Source organism: Polaribacter sp. SA4-10 (assembly GCF_002163835.1).
Classification (GTDB): Bacteria; Bacteroidota; Bacteroidia; order Flavobacteriales; family Flavobacteriaceae; genus Polaribacter.
The window spans coordinates 1,214,192-1,231,994 of sequence record NZ_CP019331.1 but is presented as its reverse complement, the minus strand read 5'-3'; the positions used below and the strand labels follow the sequence as shown (position 1 = coordinate 1,231,994).

The 17,803-nt window shown below is 30.8% G+C and carries 11 protein-coding genes; 6 read left to right on the top strand and 5 right to left on the bottom strand.

Annotated features, from left to right (window positions below; all coding sequences use genetic code 11):
* Window positions 1-152: 152 nt before the first annotated feature.
* Window positions 153-1,109: a glycosyltransferase family 2 protein gene (locus tag BTO04_RS05430; RefSeq protein WP_368356343.1), complete on the top strand. Its 957-nt coding sequence runs from the start codon at window positions 153-155 to the stop codon at window positions 1,107-1,109.
* Window positions 1,110-1,188: 79 nt separating this feature from the next.
* On the opposite strand, the gene BTO04_RS05425 is transcribed toward BTO04_RS05430, so the two are convergent.
* Genes BTO04_RS05425 through BTO04_RS05415 form a run of 3 tightly spaced genes read right to left on the bottom strand, consistent with a single transcriptional unit; the run spans window position 1,189 to window position 6,699 of the window.
* Window positions 1,189-3,669 carry a glycoside hydrolase family 2 protein gene (locus BTO04_RS05425; RefSeq protein ID WP_087563530.1) on the bottom strand — a complete coding sequence of 827 codons (2,481 nt, stop codon included), beginning with the start codon at window positions 3,667-3,669 and terminating at the stop codon, window positions 1,189-1,191.
* Window positions 3,662-4,366 carry a copper homeostasis protein CutC gene (locus BTO04_RS05420; protein WP_087563529.1) on the bottom strand — a complete coding sequence of 235 codons (705 nt, stop codon included), beginning with the start codon at window positions 4,364-4,366 and terminating at the stop codon, window positions 3,662-3,664. Before BTO04_RS05420 ends, BTO04_RS05425 begins: the two co-directional genes overlap by 8 nt.
* Window positions 4,366-6,699 (bottom strand): beta-N-acetylhexosaminidase, encoded by a 2,334-nt coding sequence (locus tag BTO04_RS05415; RefSeq protein ID WP_232455957.1) that lies wholly within the window; start codon window positions 6,697-6,699, stop codon window positions 4,366-4,368. The genes BTO04_RS05420 and BTO04_RS05415 overlap by 1 nt, the downstream gene beginning before the upstream one ends.
* Before the next feature lie 4 nt (window positions 6,700-6,703).
* On the opposite strand from BTO04_RS05415, the gene BTO04_RS05410 reads away from it, so the two are divergent.
* From BTO04_RS05410 to BTO04_RS05395, 4 genes are read left to right on the top strand one after another with little or no spacing between them, the layout of a single operon-like run.
* Window positions 6,704-9,628, top strand: a complete 2,925-nt coding sequence (locus tag BTO04_RS05410; protein WP_087563528.1) for a GH92 family glycosyl hydrolase — start codon at window positions 6,704-6,706, stop codon at window positions 9,626-9,628.
* A 47-nt stretch (window positions 9,629-9,675) separates the two neighbouring features.
* Window positions 9,676-11,994 (top strand): GH92 family glycosyl hydrolase, encoded by a 2,319-nt coding sequence (locus BTO04_RS05405; protein WP_087563527.1) that lies wholly within the window; start codon window positions 9,676-9,678, stop codon window positions 11,992-11,994.
* Window positions 11,995-11,999: 5 nt separating this feature from the next.
* Complete coding sequence (locus BTO04_RS05400) at window positions 12,000-13,007, top strand: N(4)-(beta-N-acetylglucosaminyl)-L-asparaginase (RefSeq protein ID WP_087563526.1); 1,008 nt, start codon at window positions 12,000-12,002, stop codon at window positions 13,005-13,007.
* Between the two features lie 2 nt (window positions 13,008-13,009).
* Window positions 13,010-14,329, top strand: coding sequence for a sugar MFS transporter (locus BTO04_RS05395; protein ID WP_087563525.1), 1,320 nt, complete (start codon window positions 13,010-13,012; stop codon window positions 14,327-14,329).
* Between the two features lie 262 nt (window positions 14,330-14,591).
* Here the strand turns inward: BTO04_RS05395 and BTO04_RS05390 are convergent, their stop codons facing one another.
* Both BTO04_RS05390 and BTO04_RS05385 read right to left on the bottom strand, forming a co-directional pair.
* Window positions 14,592-14,927, bottom strand: coding sequence for an ACT domain-containing protein (locus BTO04_RS05390; protein WP_198342121.1), 336 nt, complete (start codon window positions 14,925-14,927; stop codon window positions 14,592-14,594).
* 279 nt (window positions 14,928-15,206) lie between these two features.
* Entirely contained in the window at window positions 15,207-15,833 is a 627-nt protein-coding gene (locus BTO04_RS05385; RefSeq protein WP_087563524.1) for a hypothetical protein, read from the bottom strand.
* Between the two features lie 948 nt (window positions 15,834-16,781).
* Here BTO04_RS05385 and BTO04_RS05375 point away from each other — a divergent pair.
* Window positions 16,782-17,774, top strand: a complete 993-nt coding sequence (locus BTO04_RS05375; protein ID WP_087563522.1) for an IS110 family transposase — start codon at window positions 16,782-16,784, stop codon at window positions 17,772-17,774.
* The last annotated feature ends 29 nt before the right edge of the window (window positions 17,775-17,803 follow it).

Below are 17,803 nucleotides of genomic sequence, written 5' to 3'. Positions count from 1 at the left end.
CTCTTCAATCTGCGCTAGACTTGTTGTTCGCTTTTAGAGAATTTAAAAAGCAATTATACTATTTAAAGTTGAAGATTTTTAGCAATAAGAACTTTCAACTTTTTTTATTTCTCTACATTTACATTACAAAAAATTTTAATAGTCATTCAACTTTGAAACTACTTTTTACCATCATAATCCCCGTTTATAATCGTCCAATTGAAATGGGCGAATTATTAGAAAGTCTTGTAAATCAAGATTTTTCTAATGATTTTGAAGTGCTAATAATTGAAGATGGTTCAACTAATAAAAGTGATAAAGTTATAGGTAAATATAAGGAGCAACTAAATTTAAAGTATTTCTATAAAGAAAATAGTGGCGCAGGAGCAAGCCGTAATTTCGGAATGCAAAAAGCTTTAGGAAACTATTTTATCATCTTAGATTCTGATGTTCTTCTACCAAAACAATATTTATCTGAAGTAAAGAATGCTTTAGAAAATAAGTTTACCGCTGCTTTTGGTGGCCCAGACGCTGCACATACAAGTTTTACTCCGTTGCAAAAAGCAATTAATTATTCTATGACTGCTGTTTTAACAACAGGCGGAATTAGAGGTAAGAAACAAGCAGTTGGTAAGTTTCAACCAAGAAGCTTTAATTTAGGACTGTCTAAAATTGCATTTGAAAAAACACAAGGTTTTTCTGAAATGAAAAACGGAGAAGACATCGATTTAACTTTTAGACTTTGGAAAAATGGTTTTGAAACTCAATTGATAGAAAAAGCGTTTGTATATCATAAACGTAGAAGTAGCATTCAACAATTTTTTAAACAAACTTTTGGATTTGGAACTGCAAGACCTTTATTGAATAAAAAGTATCCGGAAACTGCCAAAATCACGTATTGGTTTCCTAGTGTTTTTATTATTGGTATCGATATCAGTATTATTTTAGCAATTTTTGGTTACCATCAATTACTCTATTTCTATGGATTTTATTTCCTGCTAATTTTCTTGGATTCCTTCTTTCAAAACAAAAATATATATGTAGCTTTTTTAAGTATTTTTACTTCTCTAACCCAATTTTTAGGGTATGGTTTAGGTTTCTTAGAATCGCAGTTTTTTAATAAAAAGTAATAAATAAGAAGTAGTAATAAACCTCAAGCCTCCAACTTATTTTAAATTCTTCCTTAAACTTTGTCGTAATAATATTCCGCTAAAGTATTTTATTCAACGTTTTGATCTGTAAATCATCCAAAGAAGTTTTGGTGGTTTTAAATTCGAGAATCTTAATTTCATTAGGCATTAAATCAAAGAAGTTGTCAGAAAAGTGTCCTTTTTCTTTTGTGAATAAAAACACATCCTTTTGTAACACATCACTTTTTAAAGTAATGGAAAAACCCTCTTTTGTTTTAGAAATTTTTTGTTGAATATCTCCTTTTGGTAAGTTTAAATTTTTAGGCTTTGAAAAATAGAAGTACGATTTTTCATTGTTAAATTCAGTTATTAATACTATTTCAGATTTTATATCTTTAAAAACAGCATTGAATTCTGCTTGATGTACAGGTCTACTTTCGTTTTCTTTTACTGTAATAATAGTATCTTTTCTTAAATATTCCTTCCCATAAAAATCGATCACTCTCAGTTTTAAGTTTCCTTTTAAATACTCAAAAGTATCATTTATAACAAAGGTTTTTACATTTCCATTTTCAATTACCGATGAAATTAAAATATTTTCAAAAGCCTTTTTAGCTTTGTATTGCAAGGCTTTCCAGTTTCCAAAATAATCGATACTCGACCAAGAAATTGCTGGCCAGCAATCATTTAATTGCCAATATAAAGTACCCATATTAGTTGGTTTTGCCCTTCTATGCGCTTCAATTCCCATGACAATTCCTTTGGCTTGTAATAACTGACTTACATATATATAGTCAGCGTCATTTGTGGGAACCTTATAATCACGTTCCATATAATCAAAAATCAATTTAAGCCCTCTAGCATGTTTTTGATGAGATTTCCATGAATCTGTCATTAAAGTAACTTCTTCAGTCTGATTTATATATTTCATCGTTTCAAAACTCGGAAAAGATTGGAATCCAAATTCACTCATAAATCTTGGTACATTCTTTTCAAAATGTTCAAACGGATAGCCATCATGCCAAACCCACCAATCGTGCGCATCGCCTTCTGTTTGATATTTCGGATTTCCACGTCCATATTTGGGTGAAGTTTCCCAATAATCAGTTTCACTAAATTCAGCAACTGCATTGGGTAAAATGGTGTCAAATACTGCCAAATAATCACCCCAGATTTCTTCTTTCTCCTTTTTAGTCCTATTGTTTTGCCATCCCCAACGTTTCCAACCTTCAGAATTTTCATTATTCCCACACCACAAGGCAATCGATGCATGATTTCTTAAATTTTTAATTTGTTGTTCTGCTTCTTCTTCCACATTCGCTAAGAATTCAATATCTCCGGGATACATAGCGCAGGCAAACATGAAATCTTGCCAAACCAAAATTCCTTTTTGATCACACAAGTCATAAAAAATATCATTTTCATAAATTCCACCTCCCCAAACTCGCAACATATTCATATTAGATTCAACAACATCAGATAACAATTTTTCATAATGTTGATTGGTCACTTTATTTTGAAAACTGTTTTGCGGAATATAGTTTGCCCCTTTTACATAAACCGGTTTTCCATTCAATTCAAAATAGAAAGATTCACCAATAGTATCTTTTTTTGTGATTAGTTTTATCGTTCTAATTCCTTTTTTAATAGATTTTTCATCTTTTATTTTACCATCAGAAATCAATTGAAAATTAAAATTATACAAATATGGATTTCCTAAATTATGTGTCCACCATAATTTCGGGTTTATGATTTCGATTGGAACTTTATAGGTGTGTTTTCCTTTTTTTAGAGCAATATTAGACGAAATGATATCTGTATTAATCTTTGTAAAAAGTTGTATGTTTTTGTTAGAGGAACTTTCTATGATTATTTCAACTGATAGTAGTGCCTTTTCCTTGTCGATTTCTTTTTGCTTAATGTAAATGTTTTTAAATTTTAGATCATTCCAAGCGTTTAAAGTTATGGGTTTCCAAATCCCTGAAGTATTTAGTTTTGGTCCCCAATCCCAGCCATATTGAAATTGTGCTTTTCGGGTGTAAATTCGATTTCCTTCCGGTAATTTATAGTTTGAATTTAGTTTTGCAGAGTTTTCAAAACTTTTTGTATTCTGAAAGACTATTCTCAATTCATTTGATTTACTTATCGGAATATCTTTTAATGATATCGAATATTTTTTAAATGCGTTATCTGTGTCTAATTGATAATTTCCATTAATATAAATTTTAGCATAGGTGTCTAAGCCTTCGAAGTTTAATTCAATGTTTTGTTTTTTTAAAATTTCATCTGAAAGGGTAAACGTGGTTTTATATTCCCAACTTTTATCAGAAACCCATTGTACTCTTTCTTCATTATTTTTGATAAAAGGAGGGGCAATTATTTTGTGATCTAATAAATCAGTAAATACATTTCCAGGAACTGTTGCCTTTTTCCATTCTAAAGTATCAACACCTTTAAATTGCCAATTTTTATTCATTTTTATAACAATTGGAAGGTCGCTTTCTAATGTATTGCAACCATAAAAAAGTATAAATAAGAAACCTAAAATAATTTTATGCATTTTTAATCATTTTTAAAACTTCTTTGATCGTTCTAAAATCAGAAACAGTTTGAGTAGTATTTCCAAAGAAAATATTTTTTTCGTCCCTTATAGTTTTTGACGCTGAAGTATGGATTTCCTTAAATCCAGCTTCTTGGAAAAGGGGAGCATTCGTTGAATTAATTCCACTTCCTGGAAGAATTATAATTCTACCTTTTGCAAGATGATTTAATTCTTTCAACAATACAATTCCTTGTGCTGCTTTTTCTTGTTTACCAGAAGTTAAAATGCTGTGAACTCCTAAATTTATTAAAATTTCTACTGTTTCTTTAGGGTTTTTAACGCAATCAAAAGCGCGATGAAAAGTAAAAGTCAAAGGTGTAGAAAGTGCAATAAGTTCTTTTGTTCTTGCAATATCAATTGTATTATCAGGATTTAGAACTCCTGATACAATTCCTTTAAAATTTAGTTTTTTACAGAGTTTGATGTTTTCTTTCATTAATGAAAACTCCGTTTCAGAATAGCAAAAATCACCACTTCTTGGTCTGATTAAAACATGTGCAGGAATGGTTAATTCTTTAGAAACTTTTTTCAATAAAGCATAAGAAGGTGTAATTCCGCCAATAGAAAGTTCAGAACAAAGTTCAACTCTATGAGCTCCTGCTTCTTGAGCATTCATTGCAGATTGATACGAGTTTGCACAGATTTCTAATTTCATTATTCTACAATTATTTCATCAATAAAGGTCCATGCTTTATGGCCTGCACCTTGTTTTCCTTCTGGAATAATTCCGTAATTTTTAACTGTAACTATTATGGAGTTAACTTTTATGTTTTCAGGATTATATTCTTTAAAATTGTAATAATAAGATTTTAAAATTGAATCACTTTGGGCAATTTTATTTTTTATAAAAACGTATTTCCCATCATTTAATTTTAAAGCTATATCAACTTCTTTAGGTGCATAAATCCATTGGCCTTTTCCATTATAAAATCGTGTAGCAATAGAATTGATGTCAGTTGGTTTGTCAAATTCAATAGTAACTTCTACATCATCACCAGAAAATCCTAACCATTCTTTGTCTCCATATCGTTTATTGTTTCCAGAAATTCCATTAATTAAAGCTTGTTTTCCTCCCGCATTGTAGGCCTCATTTGGAGCAACATTTAAATAAATTTTCTTTCCAACAGCTTTATGTAAATTAATTCTTTGGGTAAATGTTTTTCCTAAGGGTTGCTTCGAATTAGCGTCAAAAACAGCGGCTCTAATTATGCTGTTTTTAGTTATTTTAATTTTCTCAGTATATAAAGTTGATGAACGATTAGGTTCAGAATCATCTCTTGTAAATCGAATATTTTTTCCTTTTGTAGTTGTTTTTAATTCGTAGTTGAATTCTCCTTTTTCATTAATTAATGTTCCTTTTACTTCATACAAATGATTTGCATAGTTCACATTCAATACATCCAATCTTTTATTAAAATGCGCTAATCTATTTATAAAATCTGAATATTTTTTATTTTTGGAAGCACTCCAAACAACCTCTGCCAAAGCAATAGCTCTTGGAAAAGCCATATATTCTACTTTTTCAGGAGTTGAAATATATTCTGTCCAAACATTGCCTTGAGCACCTAAAACATACTTGCTTTCTTCTTTTGTTAATTCTTCAGGAATAGGATTGAAATTGTATACTTTTTCCAAAGGAAGAAACCCGCCAATTGCCAAAGGTTCATTTTCGTTATCAGATTGATAATGGTCAAAATAGCAATGAGCGTTAGGGGTTAAAATTACATTATGTTTTTGTTTTGCAGCCTCAACGGCTCCATTTGTTCCGCGCCAAGACATTACGGTTGCATTTGGTGCTAAACCACCTTCTAAAATTTCATCCCAGCCAATTATTTGTTTTCCTTTGGAGTTGATGTATTTTTCCATTCTCGTAATGAAATAACTTTGTAAGCCACGTTCATCTTTTAAATCCTCTTTTTTAATCAATTGCTGACAATGAGCACACTCTTTCCATCTTGTTTTAGGAGCTTCATCTCCACCAATATGAATGTATTTTCCAGGAAATAATTCAACAACTTCATCAATTATAGCTTCTAAAAATTTAAAAGTTGTTTCTTTTGGACAATAAATATCTTCAAAAACGCCCCATTTTGTGGCGACTTCGATTTGTTTCCCCGTACACCCTAATTCTGGATATGCAGCAATCGCAGCTTGCGAATGTCCCGGCATTTCAATTTCAGGAATTATAGTAATTTGTCTTTCAGATGCATATTTTACAATTTCTTTAATATCTTCTTGTGTGTAAAAACCACCATATTTTTTTCCGTCAAATTTGTGAGGTTGATCGGAATAATGACCAATTAGAGTTTCGTTTCTATACCCTCCAATTTCTTGTAGTTTTGGATATTTTTTTATTTCAATTCTCCATCCTTGGTCTTCCGTTAAATGCCAATGAAATGTATTCATTTTTAGCAGCGCCATTAAATGGATATACTTTTTTATAAAATCTACAGAAAAAAAATGACGCGCAACATCTAAATGCATTCCTCTATAAGAAAAACGAGGTTCATCTTTTATTTCCAAACATTGTACTGCTATTGTTTTTGAACTTGTTTTTATAGGTAACAATTGTATCAAACTTTGTACAGCATAAAAAGCGCCTTTAGATGTTTTAGCTAAAATTGAGATTTTATTCTCTGTAACTTTAAGTTGATAACCTTCTTCATTTTTAATGGAATTATCAACATTTAAAACAATTTTATTTTTGCTTTTTTTTGAAGCTAGCTTTAGGTTATAGTTCTCTTCAAAATAAGAATTTAGAAATGTAGCTACATTTTTATATTTCATGCTTGACTCCAAAGAAGTATTTTTATCCAAAATAAAAACACCTTTCTCAATTTTTTGTGAAAGTGGTTTCGGAATAATATTAGGCGCAATGGATTTTGGAATTTCCTTCGTGCACCCAAATAAAATGAGAAGAATTAGGGTTTTTAAATAAAGGTGAATTTTCATTTTAGTATCTTGTGTTCGTAAATTTAATAAACTCATTTTAATGAAACTTTATAAATCACTTTTTTATCTTTTATTCTTTTTTATTCTTTCTTGTAAACAGGGGCAAATTGAAGGTGCAAAAAAAGATGTTAACCTTATTTCTTATGTAAATCCGTTTATTGGAACAGGTGGTCACGGTCATACATACCCTGGTGCAACAATGCCATTTGGAATGATGCAATTAAGTCCGGATACACGCTTAGATGGTTGGGATGGCTGTTCTGGGTATCATTATTCTGATGATGAAATTTACGGGTTTTCGCACACGCATTTAAGCGGAACAGGAGTTTCAGATTATGGAGATATCTTATTAATGCCAACCAATAAGCAAGTTTTTAACAATGGTGCAGATGGAAAAGAAGGCTATAAATCGAAATTTTCTCACGAGAAAGAAGTTGCCGAACCAGGTTTTTATAAAGTACACTTAGACGATACAAATATTGATGTTGAGTTAACCGTTTCTAAAAGAAGCGGAATTCATAAATACAATTTTCCTTCTGCTGAAAATCAATTTGTTATTTTAGATTTATTGCACAGAGATAAGGTTTTAGATGCAAAAATTAATAGCGTTTCTGATACAGAACTTTCTGGATATCGTTTTTCTGAAGCTTGGGCAACAGATCAACGTTTGTTTTTTACAATTAAAACTTCCCATTCTTTTTCTGATGTTTTGCAATCTCCACCAAAACAAGGAATGGCTGGAGGGCAAAAAATAGCGTTGAACTTTATCAATCCAAATAACGAACCTATAATTATTAAAATAGGAATTTCTGCTGTTGATATAGAAGGTGCAAAAAGGAATTTAAAGGGTGAAATTGGAAATCAAACTTTTGAACAAGTAAAAAAAACTGCACAAGATTTTTGGGAAAAACAATTAGAAAAAATTGTGGTTGAAGATACAAGTGATGACAATAAAGTTAATTTTTATTCTTCAATGTATCATGTTTCTATTGCTCCAAATTTGTATCAAGATGTTGATGGAAGATATAGAGGAATAGATATGAAAATCCACGAAGCCAAAGATTTCGATTATTATACTGTTTTCTCACTTTGGGATACTTACAGAGCTGCGCATCCTTTATACACAATTATTGAACAAGAAAAAACGAACGATTTTATAAATACCTTTTTAGCAAAATATGATGAAGGTGGCATTATGCCAATTTGGGATTTAGCAGGAAATTATACAGGTTGTATGATTGGTTATCATGCAGTTCCTGTTATTGCTGACGCGTATTTAAAAGGGATTAAAAATTATGATGTTGAAAAGGCTTTTAAAGCGATGAAACATTCTGCAACTCGTGATAAATTAGGTTTGGATTCGTATAAGAAATTTGGTTTTATTCCTGTGGAAAAAGAATCTGAATCCGTTTCTAAAACTTTAGAATATGCTTATGATGACTGGACAATTGCGCAAATGGCAAAATCTTTAGGAAAAGAAAATGATTACAAAACATATACAGAAAGAGCACAATTCTATAAGAATATTTTTGATCCATCAACTCAGTTTATGAGAGGTCGTTTTAGAAATACTTGGTTTGCGCCTTTTGACCCTTATGAGGTGAATTTTAATTACACAGAAGCCAATTCTTGGCAATATAGTTTTTATGTCCCACAAGATGTTTCTGGGTTTATAAATTTATTAGGAGGAAAGAAAAACCTAGAAAATCAATTAGATAAATTATTTACAGCAGAAGATAAAACTTCAGGAAGTCACCAGGTTGATATTACAGGTTTAATTGGGCAATATGCGCACGGAAATGAGCCAAGTCATCACATGGCATATTTGTATAATTTTGTAAATAAACCCCACAAAACGCAAGAAAAAACACGTCAGATTTTAACGGAATTGTATACAAATACGCCAGATGGAATTTCTGGAAATGAAGATTGTGGGCAAATGAGTGCTTGGTATGTTTTTTCTTCTTTAGGATTTTATCCGGTTACTCCAGGTTCAAATCAATATATAATTGGAAGTCCGCTTTTTGATAAAGCAACCATTAATTTAGAAAGTGGAAAATCATTTACAGTGAAAGCAATTAATAATTTACCAGAAAATAAATATATTAAATCTGCAAAATTGAATGGTAAAAATTATGAGTATTCTTATATCAATCATCAAGATATTTTGAATGGAGGAACTTTGGTTTTCGAAATGACAAATCAACCTTCAAACTGGGGAACTGCAGATAAAAATATTCCTAAGACGGCAATTAATAAACATTTAATAGTTGCAGCTCCATTTATAGCAAAAGGAGAAATTGCTTTTAAAGGAAGCACAGAAGTTACTTTAAAGACCGTAGAAGAAAACGCAAAAATATTCTATTCTTTAAAAGATGAATTTAAGGAATATTCTATACCATTTTTAATTTCAGATAAAGCTACTTTAAAAGTATTTGCTCAAAAAGAAGACAGAAAAAGTGCTGTAATTTCAACAGCTTTTTACAAAATTGATCCAAATATTAAAATCGATTTAAAAACGGATTATGCAAATCAGTACAATGCAGGTGGACAAAATGCATTGATTGATGGAATTGTTGGAGCAGAAGATTTTAGAACAGGAACTTGGCAAGGTTATTTTGACACAGATTTAAATGCAATTGTAGATTTAGGTAAAGAAACTTTAATATATACTTTAAAAGTATCATTTTTAAAGGACCAAAGAAGTTGGATTTTTCTTCCAAAAGAAGTTGATGTATTTACTTCTTTGGATGGGTTAAATTTTAAAAAAGAGTCAAATTGGAAATTTAATATTCCAGAAAACACAGATGAAGTAAAGGTTGAAACTGTAAAGGTATCAAAATTGGGTAAAGCTAGATTTATAAAAATCATCGCAAAAAAAATAGGTAAACTTCCAGCATGGCATTTAGGAGCTAAACATGATGGTAAAAGTTGGCTATTTGTAGATGAAATTCAAATAAATTAAAAATCTGTCATTCCTTTGTAAGCAGGAATCTTTAATAAACTAAATTAATGAGAAATAATATATTTTATATACTAATTACGATTCTAGGTATTAGTTGTAATTCTAATCCGGCTAATTTAAAACAAGTTGAAAACCGATCAAAAGACTATACGGAATTTGTAAATCCGATGATTGGAACCAGTAAAATGGGACATGTTTTTCCCGGTGCAACTGCACCTTTTGGTATGGTTCAATTGAGTCCGCAAACTAATTTTGAAGTGATGTTTAAAGACGATAAATACAATTCAAAAACGTATGAATATTGTGCTGGTTATCAATATAGAGATAGCACAATTATTGGTTTCGCCCACACAAATTTTAGCGGAACGGGACATTCAGATTTGGGTGATTCATTAGTTATGCCAACTGTTGGAGACTTAATTTTAGATCCTATCAAAACGGCAGATGGTACAAAAGGATTTTATTCAACATTTTCTCATAATGATGAAAAAGCGAAACCTGGTTATTATAAAGTTGATATAGAGGATTATAATATCAAAGCAGAATTAACAGCTTCAGATCGTGTTGGTTTTCATCAATATACCTTTCCAGAATCTACAGAATCTCATATTTTATTGGATTTGGTCTATAATGTATATCATCATGATAATAAAAATGTTTGGACATTTTTACGTGTAGAAAACGATTCTACAGTTACTGGTTACAGACAAACGAAAGGTTGGGCAAGAACTAAAAAAGTGTTTTTTGCGATGAAGTTTTCGAAAGCATTTAAAAGTTACGGACATAAAAAATATGATAAGTTAACCTATGATGGTTTTTATAGACGTTTTAATCAAAAAGAGAATTTCCCGGAAATGGCAGGAAAAGATATTCGTGCGTATTTTAATTTTGATACTGAAGAAGGAGAAAAAATAAAAATAAAATTTGCTTTATCTGGTGTGAGTTCTGCTGGAGCAATGAAAAATTTAAAAGCTGAAATTCCCCATTGGGATTTCAATAAAACCAAAGAAGAAACCCAACAAAAGTGGAATGCTGAATTGTCTAAAATAGACGTAGAGACAATTGAAGAATCTCAGAAGGAAACGTTTTATACAGCTTTGTATCATACTATGTTAAGTCCTGTTTTGTATGAAGATGTAGATGGAAAATATAGAGGTTTAGATCAAAATATTCATACATCAGAAGGGTTTGTGAATTACACAATATTCTCATTATGGGACACTTACAGAGCGTTGCATCCATTGTTTAATGTGATACAGCAAGAGCGTAATAATAATATGATAAAATCGATGTTGGCGCATCAAAAGGAAAGTGTTCATAATATGTTACCAATTTGGAGTCATTATGCAAACGAAAATTGGTGTATGATTGGCTACCATGCAACATCGGTAATTTCAGACGCCATAGTAAAAGGTGTTGGAGATTTTGATAAAAAGAAAGCGCTTAAAGCTTCTGTGACAACAGCAAATGTTCGTTATTTTGATGGCTTAGGAGATTATATAGATTATAAATATGTACCAGATGATAAAAGCCACTCTTCCGTTTCTAAAACATTAGAATTGGCTTATGATGATTGGACAATTGCACAAATTGCAGAAAGTGTTGGAGATTCCGAAACGGCAGAAACATTTTTAGAAAGATCGGAATATTACAACAATGTTTTCAATACAGAAAACGGCTATATGAGTCCGAGATTATCAAATGGAAGTTTTCGTAAAAACTTTGATCCTTTAGATACACATGGACAGGGTTTTATTGAAGTAAACGCATGGAATTATGGTTTGTATGTTCCGCATCAACTAGATAAAATGGTTAAAATGATGGGAGGAAAAGAAACTTTTAGTCATTTTTTAGATAATTTATTTACCCAAGAATTAGAAAATAAATATATAGAAAAACATGAAGATATTACCAGAGATGGAATTATAGGCAACTATGTTCATGGAAACGAACCAGGTCATCATATTCCGTATTTATATAATTGGACAGGCGATGAATATAAAACACAAGCAAGAGTTCGTATGATTATGGATACAATGTATGGTGCTGGTGTAGATGGTTTATGTGGTAATGATGATGCGGGGCAAATGAGTGCTTGGTATATATTTAGTAGTTTAGGTTTTTATCCAGTAACACCAGGTTCAAATAGATATGCATTGGGGAGTCCGTTGGTGAAAAAGGCTACTTTAAATTTGGAAAATGGAAATACTTTGATGATTTCAGCAGAAAATCAATCAAAAGAGAATGTTTATGTTAAAAGTTTGTCCATAAATGGAAAAGTAATTGATAGAAATTATATTTTGCACGATGAAATTATGAATGGTGGAGAATTTGTCTTTAAAATGTCTAATCAACCTAAAAACTAATTAAATTGAAAAGAAGAAATTTTATAAAAAAAACATCAGTAACTGGTTTAGGTTTAGTAGCAGTTTCCTCAGCATTCATAGGTTGTAATAGCGATACTAAAACATCAGATAAAAAAGGACTTTCATCAACTTTAAACCCAATAAGACCTTTGGTAATTGCGACATGGAAAACTGATTTGGCGGTTGAAACTGCTGCAAAAGTTTTAGAAAAAGGGGGGTCAGCAATAGATGCTGTAGAACAAGGTTGTAGAATTGAAGAGGCTAATGAAGAAGGACAATCTGTTGGTAAAGGAGGTTTACCAGATAGAGATGGTGATGTTACTTTAGATGCCTGTATTATGGATGAAAAAGGAAATTACGGAGCCGTTCTGGGAGTTAAGAACATTAAACATGTAATTTCTGTTGCAAGAAAGGTGATGGAAGATACACCTCATGTGATGTTAGTTGGTGATGGAGCAGAAAAATTTGCAGTTTTAAAAGGATTTGAGAGAGAAAATTTATTAACAGAAGCTTCCAAAAAAGCTTGGGAAAAATGGAAAGAAAAATCGGAATACAAACCAATTATTAACATAGAAAATCACGATACAATTGGTATGTTAGCCATTGACAAAAATGGGCATATTTCTGGTGCTTGTACCACAAGTGGATTGGCTTATAAAATGGCCGGCAGAGTAGGAGATTCGCCAATTATTGGAGGTGGTTTATTTGTTGACAATGAAATTGGAGGAGCATCTGCCACTGGTTTAGGAGAAGAAGTTTTAAAAACGGTAGGAAGTTTTTTAATTGTTGAATTAATGCGACAAGGAAAAACGCCACAAGAAGCTTGTGAAATAGCAATTGGCAGAATTGTAAACAAACCTGGTAAGGATTTTAAAAACTTCCAAGTTGGTTATATTGCAGTAAATAAACAAGGTGAAACAGGTGCTTATTCCATTCATGAATGGTTTAGCTACAATATTTATAAAGACGAAGAAAACAAAAATATTAAATCAGATTATTTTAACAAAGCATAACTATGTCAACGGTATCAATTAACAAATCTCATAAAAGTTCCTTTATATTTTTAACAACTTTATTTTTCCTTTGGGGATTTATTACGGTTCTAGTAGACAGTTTAGTGCCTAGATTAAAAGACATTTTCGAAATGTCTTATGCGAAAACAGTTTTAGTTCAGTTTGCCTTTTTTGTCGCTTTTTTCGTTTTCTCTTTACCTGCAGGTTTTATTTTATCAAAAATTGGTTACAAAAAAGGAATCGTTTTAGGTTTGTTAACAATGGCTTTAGGTTGTTTGTTGTTCTATCCTGCAGCAGAATACAGAACTTTTTCAGTTTTTCTAATCGGTTATTTCACACTTGCTGGCGGTATTACAATTTTACAAGTAGCAGCAAACCCTTATGTTGCTTTGTTAGGTAGTGAAGATGGTGCAAGTAGTAGATTAAATTTATCTCAAGCATTCAATTCTTTAGGTACCACAATTGCACCTGTAGTTGGCGCTTTATTTTTATTAAGTGATTCTGTAAAAACATCCGAAGAAATTAATCTTTTAAATGAAATTGATAAAACGAAGTATTATTTTGATGAAGCGGCAACTGTGCAAACTCCATTTATATTCATCGCTTCTTCCATCGCAATTTTAGCTGCTATTTTTGCATTTATAAACTTACCTAAAGTGATGCAAGAGACTCCAAAAGGTGGCTATATAACCTTGTTGAAAAACAAAATGATGCTGTTAGGTGCATTAGGAATTTTTGTTTATGTTGGTGCAGAAGTTGCTATTGGTAGTTTTTTGGTGAACTATTTTTCTGATATGAATTTAGCAACCATAGTTTCTCAAAATGAAACTATGATGCATATTGCGAACACTATTGCAAGTACTTTTAACAAAACATTTACAGATTCAGACCCTAAATCTTTATTAGGAATTTTTGTAATTTTCTATTGGGGAGGCGCAATGATTGGTCGTTTTGTTGGTGCATATTTAACAAAAATAATGGCTCCAGGAAAAGTCTTATCAATTTTTGCAAGTCTTGCAATTGCAATGATTTTAATTTCGATTAATACTGCAGGTTTACTTTCTATGTGGTCTATTTTGGCTGTTGGTTTATTTAATTCTATAATGTTTCCAACAATTTTTACTTTAAGCCTAGAAGGTTTAGGAGATTTAAAAGCACAAGCCTCTGGTTTATTGTGCATGGCAATTGTTGGTGGGGCAGTAATCCCTTTTATATTCGGATCTTTAATTGATGGTTTTGGTTTTAAAACTGCGTTTGTTTTAACAATTTTTTGTTATGGCTATATTTTGATTTATGGAAGATATAAGACAAAGAAAGCATAGCTAAATAACTGTTTTTATTTGAAGCTGTTTCGTGCTTTACACTGTATTCTTTTATAACTGTAATTTCTAAGTTTTATTTTTTTGTAAACGAAGGCACTCTCATTATTAAAAAGAGATTGCTTCGTAAACTCGTATTGACGCTTATTAAAATAAGCTATAAAAAGGGTGCAGTTTCAAACAGGGTTAGACTCGTTTATGAATTTTAAAAATTCGTTAATGGGATTTTATGAAGTGTTAGCAACAGGTTTTATTTGTAATTTTCTCACAACATTGTTAAAACTCTAATTGCTTTATCTGAATCTTTTTTATCAATTAAAATAAGGTCATTGTAATATCCTGCAATAACATTGCAACTTATATCATTTTTTGCTAATTCTGTTGAAAATATTGCAGTCAAACCCATGGCATCAAGAGATGAGTGAATCATTAAGGTAATCCAGGAGGCAATATATTCATAACTTAAATTTAATTCGTCTGCCTTTCTTTTATGAATCACAATAGTTGTTCTTTCCTTTTCTTTGAACTCACAAATTGTATTCTTACAATCATTTTTAGTTAAATGCTTTACATTAGAAAACACATATTCTCCGTTGTTCAACTTTGATGCATTCCTTTTATTAATTCAGATGTATTTGTTTCTAAAGCCATTTAATTAATTTTATATCAACTTGTTGCTAACGTAAACACGTTTATGTAATGTTTTATAAACGTAGTTAGCCAAGTTACCTTTTTTGAAAGAGGAAACCTATAAGTGAAAATACCTGTTTTATTGATGTCCTAAAATAGTGTCTAACTTTTTGGGGGCAGTTCAAAATCCGCGAGGATTTTCGTAAATTTGCTAAAACTAACAATAAATTATAAACGGTGTTGCCACCAGTTATTTTATTCCGATAATTTTTTCAATCTGTTCCTTTTCATAATCAAATTCGATATGTTTAGTTTTATGAATTGGGCTGTCAATTCCTTTAATCAGGTTGTTCTTAAATGATATTAAATTTAAAACTCGATACTTCTTTTTATATTTAGTCAAAGTCTGCTTTTCCAAATCTAATATTCCAATTCTCTGAAATGTTCCTTTAAAAAACGATTTTTCCCAAATAGGAATTGCTAATTTAAGTCCAGATTCATTCCATAAAGCTGGTCCACCACAATTATTTCCGATTACAATATTTTTCGTTCCTTTATTCAGTTTACAATTTCCGCTAATTGGCGCTCCCTTTCCTATTTCATTTAGGTTTGAGTATTCCAAAGTTGCATTATTCTCATTTTTCAGATTGTTATGGTTTTCATTCGGAAAATCCCAAGCATTTGGATATTGTAAACTTTCTCTTGTATGACCAACAATTAAAATTATCGAAGGTTCGTCAACTTTAAGTTCTCTTAAGATTCTGTATGCAGTATTCCTGTTATCTTTTTTAATTGCATTGTCAAACTCATCCAACTTTCCAGATAAATAGAGTCTTTCGTTTACAGTGGTTCCTTTAAAAATTTCAGGATTGTTCATTTATATACACTTTTTCTCCAATTGGTGGCAACGTGTTTGTACAAGATTAGTTGCGTTCGCAAGCACTAAATTAATAAATAAAATGCCAAGTAGAAAATCCGCGAGGATTTTCGTAAGTAAGCTAAAACAAAGCAATTAATTATGCACGGTGTTGGTGTTTCGTTTTTTATTCAATTCATTTTATTGTTTTTAGTATCTTAAATGTTTTAATTGAATGAGTCGTTTTTAGTATTCCATAAAGAAATAAAACCAAACTTAATAATGTTCTAGAAATTTCAGAAAATGATAAATCTTTAATCCGATATACAGTCAAAATTACTAAAAACAATATTGTTATGGATATTCCAATTAAGATATTAATTAGTGTAGAAATCTTAATTTTCTTCCTTTCTCTTTTGTTTAATATTCCTAAATTATTGTTGTGAAATTTATGCGATTTAGTATTATAGAAGGTTACTGATAAAAAAAGGACAATCAAAGTTATTACAAGTAGAATACTCTTGTAATCAAGAACTATAATTCCTTCATAAACATCTTTAACTGTTAAGAATATTCCAACAATAAAAAATAGTTGTAAAAAATAGGTTATAATTTTATAGACCTTGAATATTTTCATATTGTTTTTATTAAATTAAGTTTTCCTTTTTCAGTTATTTTAAAATTCAAAAAACATTAATTCAGGTTTTTTTGATTTCGAGTGAGTAATGAACACCAACGTTGTTCTTTACTTTACCTCATCAATAAAGTAGTTATTCTATTTACTAAGAAACAAGAGGAGAACTAAAACGTTGTTTTGAATATCAGTTCCTTTACACGTATCAGTCCTCTTGTTCTTCTTAGGTTGCTTTAGGACCATTTGGAATACCAGGAATTACTTTCTATTAAAGGTGATAGTCATTGCAACATTTATTAACAATTTCTTATTTACAAGAAATAATATTTAAAAATATGAAAAATTATTCAGATGTTATTGGTATTGATGTATCTAAATTAACCTTAGATGCACATATTCACAACAGAGTGGTACACCGCGTATTTTCAAATACGCCTAAAGGGTACAAAGCACTTTTGTCTTGGACAGAAACGTACTTAAAAGAACAGGTTTATTTTTTCTGTTTTGAGAATACAGGACATTACTCTACAAACCTTAGTGTTTATCTGTCAGAAAATGATTTAGATTACTTTGAAGAAAGCCCTTTAGCAATTAACCGCTCGTCAGGTGTTGTTAGAGGAAAAACAGATAAGCTTGATTCAGCTATGATTGCTAGATATGCTTGGCTTTACAAAGAAGAACTTGTTTTAAGTAGTCCAAAAGAACAAGATATTCAAGAATTAGGACGCCTGTTATCCTTTAGAGATCAGTTGGTAAGAGACCGCACGGGTAAAATGAGTAGTCTCAAAGAAATGCAAACCTTGCTTAGCAGTCCATCAACTGATGATTGCTGTAACATTATCAAAAAAACCATTCATTATCTTACAAAACAAATTATAGCATTAGAGAACCATATAAAAAACCTAATGAGTAAGGATGAATCATTACAAAAGAATTATGAGCTTTTAAATACCTTAAAAGGCGTTGGATTAGTGCTTTCTTGTCAGCTGTTATATCACACGAGTAACTTTAAACGATTTGATAGTTGGCGCCAGTTTTCAAGTTATTGTGGTGTAGCTCCTTTTGAGCACAGTTCTGGAACTAGCATACATCGAAAAAATAGAATTCATCACATAGGAGATAGGAAAATGAAAACACTGTTAACACTAGCCAGTGTTAGTGCGATACAATGCGACCAAGAATTAAAACAATATTATAATAAAAAAAATTCAGAAGGAAAACCAAAAATGGTTGCTATCAATAATGTTAGAAATAAGATTTTATCAAGAGCTTTTGCAGTAGTAAAAAGAGGAACTCCTTATGTCGTATTACAAAAATTTGTAGCTTAAAAAAAAGATTTTATTTAATTAGTATTTGA